The sequence below is a fragment of the Evtepia sp. genome (assembly GCF_034090835.1).
GTDB lineage: Bacteria > Bacillota > Clostridia > Oscillospirales > Oscillospiraceae > Evtepia.
Map to the genome: position 1 here is coordinate 1 of NZ_JAXDRS010000008.1, position 13,671 is coordinate 13,671.

At 54.2% G+C, this 13,671-nt stretch carries 13 protein-coding genes; 5 read left to right on the forward strand and 8 right to left on the reverse strand.

Annotation, left to right across the window (positions count from 1 at the left end; genetic code table 11):
- Positions 1-159 precede the first annotated feature (159 nt).
- From SOR61_RS01070 to SOR61_RS01080, 3 genes are all read right to left on the reverse strand, one after another.
- Positions 160-831 (reverse strand): DUF1129 family protein, encoded by a 672-nt coding sequence (locus tag SOR61_RS01070; protein ID WP_320610848.1) that lies wholly within the window; start codon positions 829-831, stop codon positions 160-162.
- Complete coding sequence (locus tag SOR61_RS01075; protein ID WP_320610849.1) at positions 794-1,162, reverse strand: PadR family transcriptional regulator; 369 nt, start codon at positions 1,160-1,162, stop codon at positions 794-796. The genes SOR61_RS01070 and SOR61_RS01075 overlap by 38 nt, the downstream gene beginning before the upstream one ends.
- A 116-nt stretch (positions 1,163-1,278) precedes the next feature.
- Positions 1,279-2,577: a chloride channel protein gene (locus SOR61_RS01080; RefSeq protein ID WP_320610850.1), complete on the reverse strand. Its 1,299-nt coding sequence runs from the start codon at positions 2,575-2,577 to the stop codon at positions 1,279-1,281.
- Positions 2,578-2,742: 165 nt separating this feature from the next.
- On the opposite strand from SOR61_RS01080, the gene dusB reads away from it, so the two are divergent.
- Positions 2,743-3,732, forward strand: a complete 990-nt coding sequence (gene dusB / locus SOR61_RS01085; RefSeq protein WP_320610851.1) for a tRNA dihydrouridine synthase DusB — start codon at positions 2,743-2,745, stop codon at positions 3,730-3,732.
- 262 nt (positions 3,733-3,994) lie between these two features.
- Positions 3,995-6,058, forward strand: a complete 2,064-nt coding sequence (gene fusA, locus SOR61_RS01090) for an elongation factor G (RefSeq protein ID WP_320610852.1) — start codon at positions 3,995-3,997, stop codon at positions 6,056-6,058.
- Between the two features lie 60 nt (positions 6,059-6,118).
- Here fusA and SOR61_RS01095 read toward each other — a convergent pair whose 3' ends face one another.
- Genes SOR61_RS01095 through SOR61_RS01115 form a run of 5 tightly spaced genes read right to left on the reverse strand, consistent with a single transcriptional unit; the run spans position 6,119 to position 11,001 of the window.
- On the reverse strand, positions 6,119-6,619 hold the full coding sequence (locus tag SOR61_RS01095; RefSeq protein ID WP_320610853.1) for a hypothetical protein: 501 nt from the start codon (positions 6,617-6,619) through the stop codon (positions 6,119-6,121).
- Between the two features lie 12 nt (positions 6,620-6,631).
- A complete protein-coding gene (locus SOR61_RS01100) occupies positions 6,632-7,915 on the reverse strand; it encodes a hypothetical protein (RefSeq protein ID WP_320610854.1) in 1,284 nt (427 codons plus the stop codon).
- Positions 7,900-9,684, reverse strand: coding sequence for an ATP-binding protein (locus SOR61_RS01105; protein ID WP_320610855.1), 1,785 nt, complete (start codon positions 9,682-9,684; stop codon positions 7,900-7,902). The genes SOR61_RS01100 and SOR61_RS01105 overlap by 16 nt, the downstream gene beginning before the upstream one ends.
- A 27-nt stretch (positions 9,685-9,711) precedes the next feature.
- On the reverse strand, positions 9,712-10,422 hold the full coding sequence (locus tag SOR61_RS01110; RefSeq protein WP_320610856.1) for a response regulator: 711 nt from the start codon (positions 10,420-10,422) through the stop codon (positions 9,712-9,714).
- Positions 10,423-10,455: 33 nt separating this feature from the next.
- Positions 10,456-11,001, reverse strand: a complete 546-nt coding sequence (locus SOR61_RS01115; protein ID WP_320610857.1) for an NUDIX hydrolase — start codon at positions 10,999-11,001, stop codon at positions 10,456-10,458.
- A gap of 217 nt (positions 11,002-11,218) precedes the next feature.
- On the opposite strand from SOR61_RS01115, the gene SOR61_RS01120 reads away from it, so the two are divergent.
- The 3 genes from SOR61_RS01120 to rlmH all read left to right on the forward strand — a co-directional run bounded on the left by SOR61_RS01120 (position 11,219) and on the right by rlmH (position 13,668).
- Positions 11,219-11,470 carry a hypothetical protein gene (locus SOR61_RS01120; protein WP_320610858.1) on the forward strand — a complete coding sequence of 84 codons (252 nt, stop codon included), beginning with the start codon at positions 11,219-11,221 and terminating at the stop codon, positions 11,468-11,470.
- 314 nt (positions 11,471-11,784) lie between these two features.
- On the forward strand, positions 11,785-13,086 hold the full coding sequence (locus SOR61_RS01125) for a UDP-N-acetylglucosamine 1-carboxyvinyltransferase (protein ID WP_320610859.1): 1,302 nt from the start codon (positions 11,785-11,787) through the stop codon (positions 13,084-13,086).
- A gap of 99 nt (positions 13,087-13,185) precedes the next feature.
- Positions 13,186-13,668: a 23S rRNA (pseudouridine(1915)-N(3))-methyltransferase RlmH gene (rlmH, locus tag SOR61_RS01130; RefSeq protein ID WP_320610860.1), complete on the forward strand. Its 483-nt coding sequence runs from the start codon at positions 13,186-13,188 to the stop codon at positions 13,666-13,668.
- Positions 13,669-13,671: the final 3 nt, after the last annotated feature.

Here is a 13,671-nt window from a genome sequence, read left to right on the forward strand (position 1 = left end):
ACCGCTATATCCACTTTTACAACTATGAACGTATCCAGTTAAAAACCGGAGAGGCACCGCTGGCGCGGCGCCTCTCCACCTAAAACTTATTTTTCCTACCAGGGCGCTTTTTGTACTGTCCGCACAATTTGGAGCAGTTCAAACTCTGGGCGGAGTCTTTTATACTTTCACACGTTGTAAAAAGAAATATCCTAAGAAAAGCGCTCCAATTACTATAACTGCCACCGGTAACCAAACCATAATGGCAGGTTCTCTCAGGAAGATCGTGGGCAGGAAAATCGCAGACAACACAGCAAACATTCCAATCCATGTGACCAAAAAGGTTGTTTTCTTCCCCCACCTGGGCTCCTTTTTCTCAAGTGCTGTTTTCCCAATGTAATACACAAGAAACCAGGCTATCCCTATGACCACCACGCAGGAAATCATCTCTCCCACAGTCAGGGGCAGGTGAGAAATGCTGCTGTGCTGGGTCAAGGCCGACACGAAAGCCTTTACAAACCAAAGCACCATCATGATTCCTGACGTCAGAAATAAAATCTCTAGTGTTTCCTTTCCCCGCTCTTTCCATGTCCGCTTAGGAAGCGCCGAAACGATTTCATCGCAAAACTGCTTATAATCTGGACCGATCACCTGCTCCATGGTCTCTCCCCGTTCCTGGCCATCCAGAAGCATATCGAGAATATCCCGCCGCACTTCTTCCTGAAGCTGCTCGCTGATATTCTGTACCCGTAGGTACACCACGATGTCCGTCATTCCAGACTGACTATCCGGATGGAGCATTGTCTCCCGCTGGTTATTCTCCTTGAGAAGTTCTTTCGTCTTTCCTTTCATAGAAATCCTCCCTTTCAAACCCTGGCAGGGATTCCACTGCCTTCTTCATCTCAAAAAAGCTGCTTTGAAACGTCTTCAGTTCTTCCTTTCCTTTGGGGGTCAGTCTATAATACTTGCGTTTCGGTCCGATTCCAGAGTCCCGGTATCGAGCAGATACAAAGCCGCTCTTTTCCAGACGAAGGAGAAGCGGATAGATGGTTCCTTCCGAAATCGTCCCAAATCCGTAGCGCAGCAGCGACTGGGAAATCTCATATCCATAGGTCTCCTCTTTTGCGATAATGGCAAGGATGCTCCCCTGTAAAATGCCTTTGAGCATTTGCGATGGAATCACGATATGACCTCCCCTCTACCATGTATTACATGGTACATCTATATTGTAATACATAGTAGCCAGAACTGTCAAGCCCCTCTTTCATTTTGGAAAGAGGGGCTTGTTTCTGAACGATCTTATTCTCTTCTTATACTTTCCTCCTCGGGAATGGTCCCGGAGGCATCAGGGATCTTGGAGAAGGCAAACTTCTGCTTGGCATACAAGCCACTGTATCCCGAGAACAGGAAGCTCACTGCCACTGCCAATAAGAACCCACCGGGATTGCTGAACATGAAAATCTCAAATCCCAGGACCAACGCTGTCAACGGGCAGTTGGTCACACCGCAAAACAGGGATACCATACCGATCGCTGCCGCATAAGGCGCAGGAAGACCCAGAAGAGGCCCCACCACACAACCAAAAGAGGCGCCGATGGCAAAGGAAGGAACGATCTCCCCGCCCTTGAGCCCTGCCCCCAGGGTGATCGCGGTCAGCAGAAGTTTCAGAACAAAATCCCACGGGGCAGCTTCCCCTTTCCGGATGGCCTGGTCGATCATCCCCTGTCCGCTCCCCAAGTAAAGTTTACTTCCGATGAGACAGGTTAAAAGAACCACCACGGATCCTCCCACAACCACCCGCAGGTAGGGATTGGAAAACCATCGGTCCAGCAGGGTACGCACCCCCAGAAAGGTGTAGCAGACCAAAATACTCAGCAGTCCGCATGCGATCCCCAGGATCAAAACCCCGCCATAAAACAGGGGATCCGGCGTAGAAGCAGACAGATAGTAGGAGACTGCACGCACCCCCATCCATTGGGCAATGGTTCCGGCGGTAATGGAAGACACCACACAGGGAAACAGCGCCCCCAAAGGCAGCAGGCCCACACAGGAGATCTCCAGGGCGAAAATCGCAGCGGAAACCTGGCTGCCAAACACCGCAGAAAAGCCGGCGCTCATGCCGCACATAATGGCCAGGTCCTGAAACTCCTCTCCCATATGGACTCCCTTGCGGACCAGTTCTGACAGCGACCCCCCCAGCTGAAGGGCTGCCCCCTCCCGCCCTGCCGATCCACCGGAAAAGTGTGTCAGCAGCGTAGCGGCAAAGATGACCGGTGCCAGCAGGCGTGACACCGGCTGTTCTCCTCGGGCTGCCTGCACAATGAGGTCAGTCCCCCCTGCCGTCTTAATGCCGCCTTTCCGATACATCCAGACCACCAGCAGGCCGGCCAGCGGGAGCAGGAACATGGCCCAGCTGGTCTCATTCCGCACCGCCGAGGCAACTCCTAAGAGTCTGCCAAAAAGGCCGCCGATCACGCCGACCACTACGCCCGACAACAGGCCAAACAGCAGCCCTCGAATGTGTGCCCGGAGATTCTCCCGGCTGAATGCCATTTCCGCATACAGATCCCGGAGCAGGCCAACAGGTTTCTTCCCCAAGGTTCTCCCCCTCTTCTTGTATATTCGTATCCTCCGTTTTCTCGTTTATCATACCATATTCTCTGCCCTTTGCAATCGGAAATCTTCTGCCAGCCTTGTCAGGAAGATGCGCTCTATGGTATCATAACTCATAAACTGTATTCTATGAAAATGAGGTGATTCTCCTTGCAGATCGGTTCCGTTTCCATTGATTCCAAGCTGGTGCTGGCCCCTATGGCGGGGGTGACTGACCTGGCCTTCCGGAGCATCTGTCGGGAGCTGGGCGCCGGATATACCATCACAGAAATGGTCAGCGCCAAGGCCCTGTGTTATCAAGATAAAAAAACCATCCCGCTTCTGCGCCTCGGCCCTCAGGAACACCCTGCCGGTGTTCAGATTTTTGGCAGTGACCCTGTCTGCATGAAGGACGCCGCTGCCATCGCCGGTGAGGTCTCCGGCGCTGATATCATTGATATCAACATGGGATGCCCCGTTCCCAAAATCGCCAACAATGGCGACGGTTCCGGCCTGCTCAAAGACCTGGACAAAGCCTGCCAGGTGGCAGAAGCTGTCATCCAGGGCGCCGGAAGCCGTCCCGTCACGGTAAAGATGCGCCTCGGCTGGGACAAGGGAAACATTGTTTGTCTGGAGCTGGCCAAACGTCTGGAACAGCTGGGGGTGGCCGCCATCACGCTGCACGGCCGTACCAAAGTGCAGATGTATGCCGGTACCGCCAACTGGGATTACATCCGGGAAATGAAGCAAGCCCTTTCTATCCCTGTCATTGCCAACGGCGATGTGTTTTCCGGGCAGGATGCGGCCCGTATTTTGAAGTATACCGGTGCAGACGCTGTGATGATCGCCCGGGGTGTGTTCGGTAACCCCTGGATCTTCCAGCAGGCCAGGGCAGCCGTCGAGGGAAAACCGATTCCCCCTCTTCCTCCTCTGGCCCAGCGGTGCGACACTGCCGTCCGTCAGTTTCAAATGGCGGCAGAATATAAAAGCGAGAAGATCGCCTGCCTGGAGGCCAGAAAGCATTATGCCTGGTATCTGAAAGGGGTCCCTCACGCCGGTTACTGGAAAAGTGAGATCTCCAAAATCACCACGCTGGAGGATGTCTACCGTGTGACCGCAGGCATCAAACGGGAACTGAAGGATCCGGACGAAGGCCTGTAATACTCCACTCCTGGTCTGCACTTCTTTGCTGCAAAGCAAAAAAACTTTGGATTTTCTTTCTCTTTTCCCTTGATTTTTATGAAAGCGTATTCATGTGTAAGAAAAAACCCCTCTTTTTTTAGGTTTCTTTCGTAAATTTCTTATTTTTTTGTTGTCAGCAACTCGCTCTTGTTGTATACTTTACTTTATGGAGACAAATGACCCCGTTTTGCCACGGGTGACATTATTCCGTCCTATTTGTAAATAAGGAGAGAACACTGTTATGAGCTATTCCACCGACAAAATTCGCAACGTTTGTCTGCTCGGCCACGGCGGCAACGGCAAAACCTCTCTGGCTGAAAGCATGCTTTTCCTCACGGGTGCGATCGACCGTATGGGTAAAACCACCGACGGAAACACTACCTGCGACTATGATCCAGAGGAAGTCAAGCGTCAGATTTCCATCTCTATGGCCTGCGCTCCTCTTTCTTATGAGAACCATAAACTGAACGTGCTGGACACCCCGGGTAACTTTGACTTCGCCGGTGAAGTCTGCTCCGCTCTGTACGCTGCCGATGCAGGCGTGATCGTCTGCTCCGCCAAGGACGACCTGAGCGTTGGCGCTGACCGCGCATGGAAGATGCTCCGTGAACGCAACATGCCCCGCATCATCTATATCTCCCGCTGCGACGAAGAGAACGCCGACATGAACGCCACCGTCGCCGCTCTGAAAGACAAGTTCGGCACCGCTGTGACTCCCATCGTCTACCCCATTATGGGCGCTGGCAACGTCGTCACCGGTTTCGTGGACCTGCTCCACAAGAAGGCATATGACGCCAAGGGTGAGATCGCCATCCCCGCTGATGTCGCCGGCGATGTGGACAACGCCTATGCAGAACTCATGGAAGCTGCTGCCGGCGTGGACGAAGAGCTCATGGAAAAATACTTCGACGCTGGTGAGCTTTCCGCCGAAGAGATCATCCGCGGCCTCAAGGCCGGCGTGAAGGACGCCAGCATCGCCCCCGTGGTGTGTGGCAGCGCCATCACCGGAATGGGTACCAAGTACCTCATGAACTGCATCATCGACCTGGTTCCCAACCCCGCAGAAGCTGCTCCCGTGGCTGCTGAGGACGAAGCCGGCGAGGCAGTTGAAGTGAAGTGCGACCCCGCTGGTCCCACGGTAGCTTTTGTCTTTAAGACCGTTTCCGACCAGTATGGCAAGTACTCCTTTGTGAAGCTCCTGTCCGGCAAGCTCACCTCTGACATGAGCCTGGTGAATACCACCACCGGCCAAACTGACAAGCTGGGCCGTCTCTACGTGATGAAGGGCAAGAAGAACGAAGAAGTCAAGGAACTGGTATGCGGCGATATCGGCGCCATCGGCAAGATGGATCGTCTGAAAACCGGCGAAGCTCTGTGCGATCCCAAGTTCGCTGTGAAGCCCGCTGCCATCCCCTTCGCAGAGCCCTGCTTCTCCAAGGCCATCTCCCCCAAGACCCGCGGCCAGGACGACAAGGTCGCTTCCGGCCTCATTCGTATGAACGAAGAAGATCCCACCTTCACCATCGTCAACAACGCCGAGACCCATCAGGTGGTCCTGTCCGGCGCTGGCGATATTCAGCTGGACGTGCTGGTCTCCCGTCTGAAGAGCCGCTTCGGTGTGGACGCTGAGCTGTCTGACGCTCGCGTGGCATATCGTGAAAAGATCCGCAAGAAGGTGGAGGCCCACGGCCGTCACAAGAAGCAGACCGGCGGCAGCGGCCAGTTCGGTGACGTTTGGATCCGTTTCGAGCCCCAGGACGAGTCCGAAGAGATGATCTTCGCAGAAGAGGTCTTCGGCGGCAGCGTGCCCAAGAACTTCTTCCCCGCCGTGGAAAAGGGCCTGCGTGACGCCGTGAACAAGGGCGTTCTGGCTGGCTATCCTCTGGTTGGCCTGAAGGCTACTCTGTACGACGGTTCCTATCACCCCGTTGACTCCAACGAAATGGCCTTCAAGACTGCCGCTCAGTTGGCTTACAAGGAAGGCATTGCCAACGCAAATCCCACCATCCTGGAGCCCATCGGTGAGCTGAAGGTCACCATTCCCGACAGCTACCTGGGCGACGTTATGGGCGACCTGAACAAGCGCCGCGGCCGTGTGATGGGTATGAATCCCACGCCCGACGGCGATCAGATCCTGGAAGCTGAGGTCCCCATGGCTGAGATGACCACTTACGCCATTGACCTGCGCTCCATCACCCAGAGCCGCGGCTCTTTCTCCTTCCACTTCGTGCGCTATGAGGAAGCTCCTCCCGCAGCACAGCAGAAGGCCATTGAAGACGCAAAGGCAATCCAGGAAGAAGGCTAATCCTTTTGTCTAACAAAAAACGTGCGTACCGAAACGGTACGCACGTTTTTTCGATTTCTTTTACGATCCAGAATACAGAGACAGTTCTCCAGACCCACAGTCCAGGAGAAATACCCCTGCGTCGGTATCGATCTTCCACATGGGGGTCAGCACAGCCCGCGCCCCTTCCCCGCTGTAATGGTATCCCTCTGTAATCGAGGTGATCTCATGGCAGGTTTTCTCCAGTTTGGAAAGCCCCTGGACAAAGTCTACCAAGAGGGTCGCCGGCTCTCGCATCACCTGTATGTCGCAGTTTTCGGGAAACCCTTCTTTGGGCAGGTTCTCCGGCTCCATGATCATGGCAGTATCCCCGGGGCTTTGCGACAGAAAAATACTGTCCCATGGGATGATCTCTGGTTCCACGTCGATCCCGTTTTTTTTCAGGTATACAGTGGCTTGTCTGTATGTGATCTCTTCATAGGCATGGGACTGACGGTTTTGCACGAAGACGATCCCCAGCAGGCATATGTTTAACACAGCCAGCAAAAAGATAACAGTCAGCTTCAGTTTTGAGCGCTCCATACCGCACCTCCTTTAGCCCTGATCCCTGGGGATCCACCCCGCTTGAACAGCCCCTTTGCCGCCATCGTCACGATAGTAGAGCTGCAGCTCTTTGCCCGTCTGGCCCATGGCGTGTGCAGCTGCGGCCACCTGCCGCTCAGGGAGCACCGGGCTGCGTTCTTCGCCAACCGAATACTGCCGGAAATAGATCGTGTAGGAAATCAGATGCGTGCCCCGGAAAACAAAGCGCGCGCTCCAGCCATCCTCTCCCAGATAAACCGGGATGCCATCCAGAGTATAGGTGAAGCGCAGCTCCATCTCCCCTTCCGGCAGCACCGTGATGCTCTGACAGCGCATCTCTCCCAGTCCGCTCCAGACAGGACGCAGGCTCTGCAAAACTTCTTCTGCCTTGATCTGCAGGTCCTTGCTGCGTGATGACAACGCCTGGTATCTGGAGTCTCCATTTTCTGAACCATGGAACACAAGGCTTCCGTTCTTCTGGATCCTGAGGGTATCCGACCCCTCCTGGATCACTTCTCCATCCGCAGAGTGATAAAAGGATGCAGCCTGTTCATGGAAGCCCAACAGCTCCAGGATCCGATTCCTCCCAATGGTGTCGATCCCCTCCAGAGGGTTGGATGCTGTATACACCGGGCAGGCAGTCGGCAGATCCCCGATCATCATAAAGGGAGCCACGACCTCTGCGATCTCAGGGACCTCAAAGGCAAAGTGAACCTCTCCCTCCTTCTGCTTTTCGATGTTCCTGGGAAAAGAAAGGCCCGATTCCTTAATACGCGCCTTATAAAAATGCCCTGTTTTATCCTGGTAATAGTACACCGTATCGGCCCAGCCGCTGTTCATCGTCACAAAGAACAAGCGCGCCTCCCGTTCCTCCTGGTTGTCCTGCCCTGCAAAGGAAACATCGTAAAGAAAGTCATAAAACACCCAGGTGTCTGCCTGTTCCACCGCTTGTTTCCACTCATCCAGAGAGGCTTCCCTGGGCCGTTCCATAGACGCAACCGATTTGGTCAAAAACGCAGAGAACCCCTCTTGATAGAGGGCATTCACAGCGTTCTGGTCATACTGAACACCGTACCGCGTCCCCTGGGTTTTTACCATCATTCTGACCGGGGTTCCCCGATAGAGGGCGGTATCCTGCATGCCGTTGAGTGTCTGAGCGGTTTGGTTTGTCGTCCAATGAAAGGCATCTTGAAACATCCCTGTTTTTTTCACCAGAAACAAGGCCGTGCAGAGCAGAAGCAGGATCAACAGGTTTTCCAGCCGGTCAATGGTCCGCCGGTTCAAGGTTCTCCGCATCGCTCCGGCCCTCCTATATTCAGTTCCATTCGAATGGTGGTGCCAGGCTGCTGGCGATCCACCAGGGTGAGCACTCCTTTGTGCTGCGCTATGATCTCCTGCGCAATGGAAAGGCCCAGGCCGGTTCCGCCAGATTCTCTGGATCTGGCCTTATCCACCCGATAGAACCGTTCGAAAATACGCTCTCTGTCCTCTTCCGGGATGCCGATGCCGTTGTCCGAAACCTCCAGCCAGACCCAGTTCCCTTCTGTTCCGGCGGTCATCAGAATCCTGCCCCCATCCGGCGTATACTTGATGGCGTTGGACAGCACATTCATGATCACCTGCAAAATGCGCTCCCGGTCCGCCACAATGAAAGGCACCGCATCCTCTCCACGCAGAGCCAGGTAGTGCCCGTGGCGCTGCGCTTCCAGAAGGATCGCCTGGTAACTCTCCTTCAGCACCTGCCCAAAAGAGAACCGTCGGAGATTCAGCTGGCTCTGTCCAGAGTCAAAGCGGGACAAGGTCAGAAGGTCTTGTACGATATGGGTCATCCGGTCGCTCTCGTTGAGCACCACCTGCAGGAAGTTCTTTCTCATATCCGTGGGAAGGTCGGGGTTTTCCCACAACGTTTCTGCATAGCTGCGAATGTTGGTCACCGGTGTTCTGAGTTCGTGGGACACGTTGGCCACAAACTCCTGCCGCATGGCCTCATTCTTCACCTGCTGGGTCACGTCATGGATCACTGCCAGCACACCCACCTGCTTCTCTCTGTTGTAGGGAACCAGAAGAAGGAACAGGCTGCGGTCCTCCCGCACCATTGCCCGGTCCAGGCAGTCGCTCTCCATATTCAGTACAGTGTCCAGGGGGGCGATCTCCTCAAACAGATCCTCGTAGCGTACTGCGCCTCCCACCGGAATGGAGAGGGCCAGCATCTCTTCCGCAGCGGGATTGGAATGGATCACTTCTCCCGCCTGGTTAAAGGCCACCACTCCATCGGTCATGTGGAGAAAGAGCGTGCTCAGCTTGGTCCGTTCGTTCTCCACTTCCCGGATGGTATTTTTCAGCTGGTCCGCCATATCATTAAAGGTATTGGTCAGGACACCGATCTCGTCATGGGATTCCACCTGGATCTCATGGTCAAAGTCCCCCTCGGCCACACGCTTGGCGCCCCGTGTCAAGGCCAGGATGGGATTGACCATGGCGCGGGAAAGCAGGAAGGAAAGGAGCACAGAGATCACAAGACCAAAGGCCAGCGCCTCAATGATCAGCTGGAAAAGCTGTGTGTTGAGTTCCCGCACGGTATTCCGCTCATCCAGAATATAGATGATATAGTCCTGCCCGCCGCGCTCAATGGGCAGGGCCAGGTCCATGTAGTTTGTGGTCAGGTCGCTCTGGTTCCCTTCCTTCCCCTCCGTCATGGCGATGTAAAGGTTCGGCGTAATGCTGAGGGATTTGCCTTCATCCTCGTTAGAACCCACAAGATAGGCCCCTGTGGTACCATCCAGGATGTAATAGTTCCGGTTTCTTCCGTCCACTCCCAGCGCTCCCATTTTGGCTGTGAGCACCTGATTCAGCGCCTGGACGCCGTCTGTCTCTCCGTCCGTTTTCGTCAAGAGGTCCCGCACAAACTCCGTGTCATTGCTGAACACATCCGCCATCTGGGAGTAAAACTCGTTGAGATAGAAACGGTTCACCGAGTTGATCAGAAATGCACCCGCCAACGTCATCAAACAGACGACCAGCAGGGTCATGATCAGTGCGAGCTTGATATGCAGGCTGCGCAGCAACGTTCCTCACCCTCCCTCTGTCTTTCTTTATCCGTCGTTCTGAAACAGATACCCTGCTCCCCGACGGGTGATGATATATCTGGGCCGGGCAGGATTGTCCTCCACCTTTTCCCGCAGGCGCCGGACCGCAACATCTACCGCCCGCACATCGCCTACATAGCCCTCATAGTTCCACACTGCCTCCATCAGTTCCTGACGGGAAAAGACCTTTCCCTGATTGGAGGCCAGGTATGTCAGAAGTTCAAACTCCCGTTGGGTCAATTCCAGGTCGTTCCCGTCTTTCCTGGCCAAGTTGGCTCCCTGGTCGATCACCAGACGGCCGAAGTCCAGATAAAGCGCCTCCTCTTTCTCTGTTGGCTCACTCAACATCCCGACCCGACGAATGTTCGCCTTGATCCGTGCCATGAGTTCACGAATGGAGAACGGTTTGGTGATGTAATCGTCAGCCCCCAGGTCCAGCCCGAGAATCTTATCCTGCTCGGCTTCCCGGGCAGTAATGATCAGAACAGGGGTGCTCTTGCCCTTGTCCCGAATGGTCTTGCACACTTCAAACCCATTCATGCCAGGCAGCATGAGATCCAACAATATGAGATCTGGATTTTCCTCCAGGGCCAGCTGCAATCCGGTAACGCCATCGAAGGCTTCCAGCGTCTCGTAGCCTTCCTTCTGGAGATTGAACCGCAGAATATCAACAATATTCTTTTCGTCCTCCACGATCAGCACCCGTTTTACGTCCATTGCACATCTTTCCCTTCTTCCAATGCCGCGTTTTTACTTTTTTCTCTCCTCAAGCAGCAGCGACGCTTTCAGGATCCCCGCCAGAGACTTTCCATCCCGGATCTCGCCCCGCCGCACCATATCCATGAGCTCAGAAAACGGGATCTTCACGGTTTCTACAAACTCACCATCATCCGGATGGACAGGGCCTTGTTTTAGATCCTCTGCAAAGAAAAGGTAGATCTTCTCTGCAAAGATCCCTGGGGAGGAATAACTGCATCCCATGGGAAGAAAGGTTCCGGGTATCAAGCCGGTCTCTTCCTCCAGTTCTCTGAGGCCCGCTTCTCTGGGGTTCTCTCCCTTTTCCAGTTTACCAGCCGGAAGCTCCAGCACCACTTCCCCCATGGGATAGCGGTACTGGCGGACCAGAAAGACATTCTCCTGGGTATCCATGGCAAAGATCGCCACCCCGCCCGGGTGTTCCACCACTTCCCGGTTGGTGATCCTTCCGTCCAATAGCCGCGCTTTGTCCCGGCGCACATTCACGATAATTCCTTCATATACCGTCTGCTGAGAGACCATCTCTTCTTTCAGTTCCATATTTTCACCTCAACCATTTCAAAATCAATTGCGAATCCACGCCCTCTTCCTCGTTGAGCGACAAGGCAGGGCCTGGATGTTCGAGCCAGTTTAACCCTATAATTATAGCATATTCCCCTTTCTTATGCCAACGTTTTTCCCTGGTAAGCTTTACATTTGCACGCCGCCCCTCCTTTTTCTATAATGATGAAGATCCCATCATTCTGAAGGTTTTTCTATGACCATTTCTGTCAGCGGTGCAGGGGCTGTCCTCTACTTTTCCTACCAGGAACTGCACGCTCACCCCGCCTTTTCCGGGACACTGACCCGGGAGACTGCCCACGCCCTGGTCCACGCTGCCCTGGCCGCTTCGGCGCAGCCGATCCCTTCTTCCATGGAAGTCAGCTGCTTTCCCGCCCGACATGGCGTGCTTCTGTTCGCCTTTCCTTCCATGCCGTTTCGACCGTTTTCGGCAAGGAATTTTTCATAGACTGATGAAATAATTTCACTAAAATCTCATATTTTGTTAAATTTCATCTTTCATTTTCCTGTGCATAATGGTATAATGGCTAAAAGTGTGACGACGAGTCCTTTCGTCGCCATTAACATGTTGTGCCAAAATCTATGGTTTTGATTTACTTCCTGCACAAGGTTCGCACCCCTCTCGCTTCTTTTTGCGTTGTTCATACATGGGGTGCGCGAAAAGCGGAAATGATAGATACGGCGTTCCCCAGCGTTTTGCTGCGCCGATCTCTTCCTATATACATCGATAGAATCGACTGAGCATGAAAAGAAGGTGCCGTTTTGACAAAATATGTGATCTGCGGTGGAAAGCCTCTCCATGGTGAGGTTGAAATCAGCGGCGCAAAAAATGCCGCTGTGGCTATTCTCCCTGCTGCCCTTCTGGTAGACGGCGTCTGCCGGATTGAAAATGTTCCCAATATCAGCGACGTAACCCTGATCCTTGGCATTATGCAAGACCTGGGTGCCAAGGTAAAAATGATCAACCATACCACAGTAGAGCTGGATTGCTCCTGCGTTTATAAACAGAATGTGCCCTATGAATTAGCCCGGCAAATTCGCGCCTCTTACTACCTGATCGGTGCGCTGCTGGGTCGCTTTGGGCGGGCAGAAGTGCCCCCTCCTGGCGGCTGCGACCTGGGAGTACGTCCCATTGACCAGCACTTGAAGGGGTTCTCTGCCATGGGCTCTGAGATCCAGGTGGAAAACGGCTTTATTTATGCCGCTGCTCCCTCTGGCCGTCTTCACGGCGCCCAGGTCTATCTGGACGTGGTGTCCGTGGGCGCTACCATGAACATCATTCTGGCTGCTTCCCTGGCCGATGGTCTCACCATCATTGAAAACGCAGCCAAAGAGCCTCATATTGTTGATCTGGCCAACTTCCTCAACTCCATGGGGGCTGATATCATGGGGGCTGGAACCGACGTCATTAAGATCCGCGGCGTGAAAAAGCTGCGCGGCGGTTCCTATTCCATCATTCCTGACCAGATCGAAGCGGGCACCTATATGACCGCAGTTGCTGCCGCTGGCGGTGAGGTCCGGATCAATAACATCATCCCCAAGCATCTGGACTGCATCACAGCCAAGCTGGTTGAGATGGGCGTGGATATCAAGGAAGACGGAGATTCTCTCATCGTCCGCCGGTTTGGTAAGCTCACCCGAACCAACGTAAAGACCATGCCCTATCCCGGCTTCCCCACTGACATGCAGCCTCAAATCGCAGCTGTGCTCTGCCTGGCAGAGGGCACCAGCATCCTCACCGAGGGCGTTTGGGACAATCGCTATCGCTATGCAGACGAGTTCCGCCGCATGGGTGCCAACATCCAGGTGGATGGGAAGATCGCTGTGATTGAAGGCGTGCATCAGTTGACCGGCGCACCGGTTTGCGCCTGCGACCTTCGTGCCGGCGCCGCCATGATCGTAGCCGGTCTGGCCGCCCACGGTATCACCGAGATCGACCAGGTCTATCATATCGAGCGCGGTTACGAGGGTATTGTGGAAAAGCTGGAAAAATTAGGCGCAGATATCCACATTAAATACTTGCCGGACGATGACTGGCGCAGCAATGGAAGTAGTGTCGGCTGACCTTCTTGCGTCAGCCCGGGTCCGTTATGCCCCAAATACCAACGGACAGCGGGTTTCCGCTGTCCGTTTTTCATTTTTTATCCCATAAGGAGGTTTCCTATGCTTTCCATTCAGCTGCTTTGCGTGGGGAAACTAAAGGAAAAACATTTTTCTGCCGCCTGCGCAGAGTACGAAAAGCGGTTGAACCCATTCTGTAAGCTTTCGGTCATAGAGTTGCCGGAAGAACGCCTCCCCGATACCCCATCCCCTGCACAGATCGAAGCGGCATTGGAAAAAGAAGCTGCAGCCATTTTTCAGAAACTCCCAAAGGGGGGAAAGCTGATCGCCTTATGTGTAGAAGGCGGGCTTCTCTCCAGCGAGCAGCTGGCCTCTCAGGTCAGGAAATGGACGGTAGAGGGGACCTCCTCACTGACACTGGTGATCGGCGGCTCTTTCGGTTTACATTCCAGCGTCAAAGACAGAGCCCAGCTGCGCCTATCCATGTCCCCTATGACCTTCCCCCATCATCTGGCACGGGTCATGGTGTTGGAGCAGCTCTACCGATGCTTCCAAATCAATGCCGGTACCCGTTACCATAAATAGTCC

What these genes read in the sequence shown, in the direction of transcription:
- fusA (WP_320610852.1), top strand. Translation starts at nt 3,995, where the DNA reads ATGAGCTATTCCACCGACAAAATTCGCAACGTTTGTCTGCTCGGCCAC.
- SOR61_RS01120 (WP_320610858.1), top strand. Translation starts at nt 11,219, where the DNA reads ATGACCATTTCTGTCAGCGGTGCAGGGGCTGTCCTCTACTTTTCCTAC.
- rlmH (WP_320610860.1), top strand. Translation starts at nt 13,186, where the DNA reads ATGCTTTCCATTCAGCTGCTTTGCGTGGGGAAACTAAAGGAAAAACAT.
- SOR61_RS01100 (WP_320610854.1), bottom strand. Translation starts at nt 7,915, where the DNA reads ATGCGGAGAACCTTGAACCGGCGGACCATTGACCGGCTGGAAAACCTG.
- SOR61_RS01070 (WP_320610848.1), bottom strand. Translation starts at nt 831, where the DNA reads ATGAAAGGAAAGACGAAAGAACTTCTCAAGGAGAATAACCAGCGGGAG.
- SOR61_RS01110 (WP_320610856.1), bottom strand. Translation starts at nt 10,422, where the DNA reads ATGGACGTAAAACGGGTGCTGATCGTGGAGGACGAAAAGAATATTGTT.
- SOR61_RS01115 (WP_320610857.1), bottom strand. Translation starts at nt 11,001, where the DNA reads ATGGAACTGAAAGAAGAGATGGTCTCTCAGCAGACGGTATATGAAGGA.
- SOR61_RS01095 (WP_320610853.1), bottom strand. Translation starts at nt 6,619, where the DNA reads ATGGAGCGCTCAAAACTGAAGCTGACTGTTATCTTTTTGCTGGCTGTG.